This window comes from Rheinheimera sp., assembly GCF_036568245.1.
Classification (GTDB): Bacteria; Pseudomonadota; Gammaproteobacteria; order Enterobacterales; family Alteromonadaceae; genus Alishewanella.
Window position 1 is genome coordinate 1 of sequence record NZ_DATCSY010000139.1, and the last position, 7,064, is coordinate 7,064.

Annotated in this window: 8 protein-coding genes and 1 pseudogene; 5 read left to right on the forward strand and 4 right to left on the reverse strand. The window is 47.0% G+C overall.

The window, feature by feature from the left end; all coding sequences use genetic code 11:
• A pseudogene (locus tag VIN66_RS06030) lies at positions 1 to 305 on the forward strand (riboflavin synthase); the annotation flags it as partial.
• Here VIN66_RS06030 and VIN66_RS06035 read toward each other — a convergent pair.
• The 3 genes from VIN66_RS06035 to VIN66_RS06045 all read right to left on the reverse strand — a co-directional run bounded on the left by VIN66_RS06035 (position 299) and on the right by VIN66_RS06045 (position 2,247).
• On the reverse strand, positions 299 to 499 hold the full coding sequence (locus tag VIN66_RS06035) for a CPXCG motif-containing cysteine-rich protein (protein WP_134055668.1): 201 nt from the start codon (positions 497 to 499) through the stop codon (positions 299 to 301). The pseudogene VIN66_RS06030 and the gene VIN66_RS06035 sit on opposite strands and share 7 nt — an antisense overlap.
• A 31-nt stretch (positions 500 to 530) precedes the next feature.
• Complete coding sequence (locus tag VIN66_RS06040) at positions 531 to 1,292, reverse strand: pteridine reductase (protein WP_331923129.1); 762 nt, start codon at positions 1,290 to 1,292, stop codon at positions 531 to 533.
• A 94-nt stretch (positions 1,293 to 1,386) separates the two neighbouring features.
• Positions 1,387 to 2,247 carry a fructosamine kinase family protein gene (locus tag VIN66_RS06045; RefSeq protein WP_331923130.1) on the reverse strand — a complete coding sequence of 287 codons (861 nt, stop codon included), beginning with the start codon at positions 2,245 to 2,247 and terminating at the stop codon, positions 1,387 to 1,389.
• Between the two features lie 267 nt (positions 2,248 to 2,514).
• On the opposite strand from VIN66_RS06045, the gene thrS reads away from it, so the two are divergent.
• The 4 genes from thrS to rplT all read left to right on the forward strand — a co-directional run bounded on the left by thrS (position 2,515) and on the right by rplT (position 5,670).
• Positions 2,515 to 4,425, forward strand: coding sequence for a threonine--tRNA ligase (gene thrS, locus VIN66_RS06050; RefSeq protein ID WP_331923131.1), 1,911 nt, complete (start codon positions 2,515 to 2,517; stop codon positions 4,423 to 4,425).
• 39 nt (positions 4,426 to 4,464) lie between these two features.
• The gene (infC, locus tag VIN66_RS06055; protein ID WP_331923133.1) at positions 4,465 to 5,007 is read left to right on the forward strand and encodes a translation initiation factor IF-3; all 543 of its coding nucleotides are present in this window, start codon (positions 4,465 to 4,467) and stop codon (positions 5,005 to 5,007) included.
• 88 nt (positions 5,008 to 5,095) lie between these two features.
• Complete coding sequence (gene rpmI, locus VIN66_RS06060; protein WP_027672243.1) at positions 5,096 to 5,293, forward strand: 50S ribosomal protein L35; 198 nt, start codon at positions 5,096 to 5,098, stop codon at positions 5,291 to 5,293.
• A gap of 17 nt (positions 5,294 to 5,310) precedes the next feature.
• Positions 5,311 to 5,670 (forward strand): 50S ribosomal protein L20, encoded by a 360-nt coding sequence (gene rplT / locus VIN66_RS06065; RefSeq protein ID WP_008219135.1) that lies wholly within the window; start codon positions 5,311 to 5,313, stop codon positions 5,668 to 5,670.
• Positions 5,671 to 5,787: 117 nt separating this feature from the next.
• Here the strand turns inward: rplT and VIN66_RS06070 are convergent, their stop codons facing one another.
• Entirely contained in the window at positions 5,788 to 6,894 is a 1,107-nt protein-coding gene (locus VIN66_RS06070; RefSeq protein ID WP_331923132.1) for an META domain-containing protein, read from the reverse strand.
• Positions 6,895 to 7,064: the final 170 nt, after the last annotated feature.

Genomic DNA, 7,064 nt, shown 5'->3' on the forward strand with positions numbered 1-7,064 from the left:
ATATTGTGGCTGTACACAGACAGGGCAATGATTGCTCTATGCAGTTGGCACTGGCTCCGGAGCATATGCGTTATGTGCTTAGCAAAGGTTTTATTACTGTGGAAGGTTGCAGCTTAACCGTGGGGGAAACCCTGTCTGATGGTTTCATGCTGTACCTTATCCCCGAAACGCTGGCAATCACTACCTTAGGGCAAAAAAGGGCTGGCGACACTCTGAATATTGAGCTCGATCAGCAAACCCAAACCATAGTGCAAACCGTCGAGCGGATTATGGCCGAACGGTTTGCACGCCAAGCAGATCAGTAATACTGTTCATCATCGGCATCTATAAACAGCTGCACACTGTGGTGCAGCTCGTCTTTATGCACCCTGATGTGAATAGGGTTACAGCAATTCGTGCAATCTTCAGTGTAATCCTGATCATCATCGGTCACTTCAACACTCAGGTGCATAGCATGACCACAAAACGGACATTCGATGGTTTTACTCAGTAAGTTCATTATGTCTCCGTCTGGTTACGTAAGCCTTTGCTCAGGCTTTGGTTTGACCACCTAAACTGCGCCCGCCGTCTACCGCTATAACTTGTCCGGTAATGTAAGGCGATTGCAGCAAAAACAACAGTGTTTGCGCTATGTCCTCTGGCGTGCCTAATTGCTGCATCGGAATTTGTGCCAGTATGGCGGCTTTCTCTTGCTCTTTAAGCACGACAGACTGCTCCGGCGGCCATAAAATGGCGCCAGGAGCAATAGCATTGACTCTAATTGTAGGCGCTAATTCCCGGGCAAGAGATTTTGTCATCATTAAAAGAGCGGCCTTTGCCATACAGTAAATACTGTGCTGCGCCAGCGGTTGCTGTGCATGTATATCAACCATATTTACTATGGCACCCTGACGCTGACTAAGTTCAGGCACCAGGGCGCGGCTTAGAAAGTATGGTGCTTTGACGTTGGAGCCAAATAAGTCCTGCCAGTCATCCAGCGAGGCTTTCGCAACTGGCGTTGCGTAAAAACTGGACGCATTGTTCACCAGTACATCCAGCCTGTTAAAGCAAGCGAGCACCTGTTGCACCAGTTCAGGCCAGTAGGCTTCGTTTAATAAATCTGCTTGCACGACAGCGGCACTGTGCTGCCGTTGCAGGTTTAATGACTGTGCAAGTTCGTCTGCGTCAGCGCGTGACTGATTACAGTGAATAATAACTCTGTAACCCTGGCTGTGAAGAGTTTGTATCATTTGACGGCCAAGCCGTTTAGCGCTGCCAGTAATCAGTGCAACTGGCTGTTCAGAGGTAAGCATTATTAAGTTTCCGTGAAGTTAAGCGGGAAAGTGTTGTATCTCTACCCGAGGCACAGCGTATACGGTTGTAGTATTTTTTTGATCACTGCGTGGGTCAGCTAAACAGTTGTTTAATCATCTCTTGTGCTTGTACCAGATAAGCCCCACGAAATAAATACGCATGGTTTAGCACATGATAGAGATTATAAAGATCTTTACGTTCGGTGTACGCTTTATCCAGCGGGTAAAGTTCCTGATAGGCTTTGTAAAAGTGTTCAGGAAAGCGCCCGAACAACGTGGTATACGCCAGATCGGCTTCCCGGTCACCATAGTAACAGGCAGGATCGAACACGGTTGGGCTATCACCGACAAAGCCAATATTTCCCCGCCACAAATCACCATGCAGCAAGCTTGGAGGCGGCTGATAATGCTGCAGACGTTGCCGGCATTGCTCTACCAGATAATCAATTTTGCCAAACCCAAACCCCTGTTCTAACAACAATTGTAACTGCCAGCCAAGTCGCTGTTCAGAAAAAAAACTGCTCCAGTTTGCCTGCCATTTATTCGGTTGTGGCGTGGTGCCCAGGCTATTGTCCCAGTCAAAGCCGTACATGGCCTGATCATGCTGTTTATGCAGCAATGCCAGTTGCTGGGCCAGATGCTGCCAGCCTTGCACTGTTTCACCACTGAATGGCATGTATTCCAGGACCAGAAAGGCCTTATCTATAGTCTGGCCGGCGCAAATAACCTTCGGTACTCTGATACAATGGGCTTGTTGTAAGGCATGCAGGCTTAACACTTCGGTTTCAAACTGTTCTGCCTGTTCACGTTGGTTTAGTTTGACAAAAAACTGCTGGCCTTTACCACTTACCCGCCAGGCCAGGTTAATGCTGCCACCGGTCAACTGAGCTTTGCTTTCAATCTCAAAATCAATGTCCAGCTCACTGTTAATATGTTCAGCAATAGCCTGCCACATGCGTTCTCTCCTTATCTGCGCCGTGCTTTGAAGTATGGCCGATAAAGCAGAAATTTCACGGTGAATCTTACGTCAATTCGCGCTATGATAGCCGCCGCTTTGCCACGCGGCATCTGTAAACATCCGCTAGCATAAGCAGCGTACCACGTTGTGTACCACACAGGCTTTAGTGAAGTCTGTCGACTGCCACGCAAGGTACGTGCACGAACAACAATTATATTTAACAAGTGTCCCTTGGTGTGGGCCACCACTGTATAAGGATTTATCATGCCAGTTATTACTCTGCCTGATGGCAGCCAGCGCGCTTTTGATCATGCCGTTTCCGTTATGGATGTTGCCAAAGACATCGGCCCCGGTCTAGCCAAAGCCACTATCGCCGGTAAGGTGAATGGCCAGTTAGTCGATGCCTGCGATCCTATTGAAACTGATGCCAGTTTAAGCATTATTACCAGCAAAGATCAGGAAGGGCTGGAAATTATCCGCCATTCTTGTGCGCATTTATTAGGTCACGCCATTAAGCAGCTGTGGCCAAATGTGAAGATGGCTATCGGTCCGGTTATCGATAAAGGTTTTTATTATGATGTCGATTTGGATCACCCAATCAGTACCGAAGATTTAGCTGCACTTGAAGAGCGTATGCACGCGCTGGCGAAGACCGAATACGACGTTATTAAAAAGAAAGTTAGCTGGCAGCAAGCGTTTGATACCTTTAAAGCGCGTGGCGAAAGCTACAAGATGGAAATTCTGGAGCAAAATGTCGCCAAAGACGACCAGCCTGGCTTATACCATCACGAAGAATATATTGATATGTGCCGTGGCCCGCATGTACCAAACATGCGTTTTTGCCAGCACTTTAAAATTATGAAAGTTGCCGGTGCTTACTGGCGTGGTGACTCAAAAAATAAAATGCTGCAGCGTGTATATGGCACAGCATGGGCAGATAAAAAGCAACTGGCTGCTTACTTACTGCAATTAGAAGAAGCCGAAAAACGTGACCACCGTAAAATTGGTAAAGCACTGGATTTATTCCACTGGCAGGAAGAAGCGCCGGGTATGGTGTTTTGGCACAATGACGGCTGGACTATTTATACCGAACTTGAAAAATTCGTGCGTGAAAAACTGCGCAACTTCGATTATGACGAAGTAAAAGGTCCGCTAATGATGGACCGCAGTCTGTGGGAGAAATCAGGCCACTGGGATAAGTTTGCCGGCGGCATGTTTACCACGGAATCAGAAAAGCGTGAGTACGCCATCAAGCCGATGAACTGCCCGGGCCATGTACAAATTTTCAACCAAGGGTTGAAGTCGTACCGTGATTTACCGCTGCGTATGGCTGAGTTTGGTTGCTGTCACCGTAATGAGCCTTCAGGAGCGCTGCATGGTTTGATGCGGGTTCGTGGCTTTACCCAGGACGATTCGCATATTTTCTGTACTGAAGATCAAATCACTGCTGAAGTCAGTGGTTGTATCGATATGGTGTATGAAACCTATAAAACCTTTGGTTTTGATAAAATCGTGGTCAAGCTGTCAACCCGCCCTGAAAAGCGTGTTGGGTCAGATGAAATCTGGGACAAGGCTGAAAAAGCGCTGGCCGATGTGTTACAGGACAAAGGTATTGAATTTGAATACCTGCACGGTGAAGGCGCGTTCTATGGCCCGAAAATCGAGTTTACCTTGCATGACTGTTTAGACCGTGCCTGGCAGTGCGGTACCGTGCAGCTGGATTTCTCGATGCCGGCACGTTTAGGTGCATCTTATATTGCCGAAAGCGGTGAGAAACAAATTCCGGTGATGATCCACCGTGCCATTTTAGGTTCACTGGAGCGTTTTATCGGTATTCTGATTGAAGAATATGCCGGTTTCTTCCCAGCCTGGTTGGCTCCAACTCAGGTGGTGGTGATGAATATTACCGATAATCAGGCCGAATATGTACAGAATTTAGTAAAAACTTTCAAATCTCACGGTATTAGGGTCATAAGTGACTTGAGAAATGAGAAGATAGGCTTTAAAATTCGCGAGCACACGCTTAAGCGCATTCCTTACCTTGTTGTCGTTGGTGATAAAGAAATGGAAGCCGGTGATATTGCACTGAGAACGCGCAAGGGTGAAGACTTGGGTAAAATGTCTGTAGAAGCTTTTGTAGAACAGCTGACTGCAGAAATAAAAGACCGCGTCTGAGCCATTTAAGCGAAAGATTAATTTTCGGAGGAACATACTATTAAAGTAGGAAAGAAAACATTACCTGCAAACCGTCCTAACAGGATCAATGAAGAAATAACAGTACCAGAAGTACGGTTAATTGGTTTGGAAGGTGAGCAGCTGGGTGTAGTACGTATTGCTGACGCCATTACGATGGCAGAAGAAACCGGAGCCGATTTAGTAGAGATTAGCCCGACAGCCGAACCGCCAGTTTGTAAGTTGATGGACTACGGTAAGTTCCTGTTCGAAAAGAGTAAGGCTCTGAAAGAGCAGAAGAAGAAGCAAAAACAGATCCAGATTAAGGAAATTAAATTCCGGCCTGGAACTGATGAAGGCGATTACCAGGTAAAACTACGCAACCTGCGTCGCTTCATTGAAGAGGGTGACAAAGCTAAAGTAACGCTACGTTATCGTGGTCGTGAAATGGCGCATCTTGACATCGGTATTGATATGTTAAATCGGATTAAAGAAGATTTATCAGACATTGCCGTGTGCGAATCTTTCCCTTCACGGGTGGAAGGTCGCCAGATGATCATGATGCTGGCCCCAAATAAGAAGTAATAAGTGCTTTCAAGTGTAACCCTGCTCTGCAAAGGGTAGGGTTGACGCCTTATTATTCGTTGTAATTTAACAATGCGAGTTTTTAACTATGCCAAAGATGAAAACCAATAAAGGTGCTGCGAAGCGTTTCAAAAAAACCGCTTCTGGTAGCTTTAAACGTAAGCAATCACACCTTCGCCACATCCTGACGAAGAAGACCTCTAAGCGTAAGCGTCAGTTAGGTCCAAAAACCTTAGTCGCTAAAGTAGACATCGCCGGCTTAGTCCGTTGCATGCCTTACGCATAATTAATTAGGAGTCTGACATGCCAAGAGTTAAACGTGGTGTAACGGCGCGCGCGCGTCATAAGAAGGTGTTAAACCAGGCTAAAGGTTACTACGGTGCCCGCAGTCGTGTTTATCGTGTTGCTTTCCAGGCTGTAATTAAAGCCGGCCAATATGCTTACCGTGACCGTCGTCAGCGTAAGCGTCAATTCCGTCAACTGTGGATCGCGCGTATTAACGCTGCATCACGTATGAACGGTTTATCTTATAGCCGTTTCATTGATGGCCTGAAAAAAGCCTCAGTGGAAATCGACCGTAAGATCCTGGCTGACATCGCCGTATTCGACAAAGCAGCCTTTACTGCTTTAGTTGCTAAAGCGAAACAAGCGTTAGCAGCGTAATTTACGCGCTAAAGAAATAGCCACCTCAGGGTGGCTTTTTTATGCCTGGTTGTTTTAGCCGCTACAAATAAAAACGCCTGCTTTACAGCAGGCGTTTTTGTACCGGTGCAAAGTAAATTAATTAACGGCCGGTTTGAATTGCAGAATAAGCTGATTATTTTTAAACAGCTGTAAGGTATCACCGTTTACTTCAGCCCGGTCAGCAGATTGCAGAGACTGCGTAAACTGCTGTTCCAGTTCACTGCTATCGGCGCAAAACTTACGCGTACTTACCAGAGGCTGTACACTTAACTGACTGGAGCGTTGCTTGTAGCTGCCATTGAAATTATTACAGCCAGCAAAGCCGTACAGGCGTTCATTAGGTTCAAAAATAACCCTCACGTTTAACTGTTGCGGTACGTAGCGGTTAGCCAGTTTTTCTGCACGCCAGATGATGCCCTGCATCTTGCCTGGTTGCAGCTGATCAGGGCAGATGGCGCCTGGCCAGAACTGCTCAAACTTGTCTATAAATAGCGTACTGGCTTGCTCGTCCTGACCCCGGCGGCCAAGCAGAGTGGCAATTACGCTGTTACCCTTTAAACGTTCATCCTGCTGATACTGGCGCATCACCGGCAAATGGTGCTGGGTATTGGCAACAGTCAGCGTTTCGCCGCTGGCGCAACTGGTAAAGCTGGCCTGGCTGTCGCTCAGGGTGTATAGCCCCAGCATCGCCTGGCGGGTATCGAGCTTTCTGAATTCCGCTTCACGTTGCAGCTGGTAATTAGTGTTAGATGTAATAGGCTTACCACTCAGGTCAAGCATCGCAAGCTGAGTGTTTGACACAAAGTGAAAAGCAGGTAGGGTTTGCTGCTGATTGACTAAATGCAGACTGCGCTTTTCCAGCAACCAGATCCCTCTGATGATACTCACCTGATTACGCTCGAGATATTCTTGCCTCACAGCAAAACGGCCATCACGGAACAGGTTAATATGATACGAAATGCCAGGACAATCGGCGCACGGTAGGGTGCCGCTGAATGTCATATCAGTATCTACGAAAATATGCTCAAAATCCGTTGCTAACGACTCTGCAACAGCGTCGTTTTCAACAACAACTTCTTCCGGTTCTGAAGGTTTAATTTCTTCTGCCGGAATAGCAAGGGTTTCAACTTCTGCTTTGCGCTCATCGGGCAACTGACTACAGGCAGACAACAGCATTGCAACAACAAGTAGGCGCTTTTTCATCCGGAGTTCCAGGTTAAAAAATTTCCGCCATTATACCGGAATTCTTCAGCCGCTTTAACAGCTATTTCAGCGGCGAATTCAGTTCGCTTATCGCAGTTTTAACATAAGTTGCGGCTTGTTGTGGCTGTTCTTGCATAAAGCAGTGGCCGCCTTTTACTTTGGTTACGCTG

Bases quoted from the DNA above. Each gene is read 5' to 3' on its own strand.
- VIN66_RS06040 (WP_331923129.1), bottom strand. From the start codon at position 1,292: ATGCTTACCTCTGAACAGCCAGTTGCACTGATTACTGGCAGCGCTAAA.
- rplT (WP_008219135.1), top strand. From the start codon at position 5,311: ATGCCAAGAGTTAAACGTGGTGTAACGGCGCGCGCGCGTCATAAGAAG.
- thrS (WP_331923131.1), top strand. From the start codon at position 2,515: ATGCCAGTTATTACTCTGCCTGATGGCAGCCAGCGCGCTTTTGATCAT.
- VIN66_RS06035 (WP_134055668.1), bottom strand. From the start codon at position 499: ATGAACTTACTGAGTAAAACCATCGAATGTCCGTTTTGTGGTCATGCT.
- VIN66_RS06045 (WP_331923130.1), bottom strand. From the start codon at position 2,247: ATGTGGCAGGCTATTGCTGAACATATTAACAGTGAGCTGGACATTGAT.
- rpmI (WP_027672243.1), top strand. From the start codon at position 5,096: ATGCCAAAGATGAAAACCAATAAAGGTGCTGCGAAGCGTTTCAAAAAA.
- VIN66_RS06070 (WP_331923132.1), bottom strand. From the start codon at position 6,894: ATGAAAAAGCGCCTACTTGTTGTTGCAATGCTGTTGTCTGCCTGTAGT.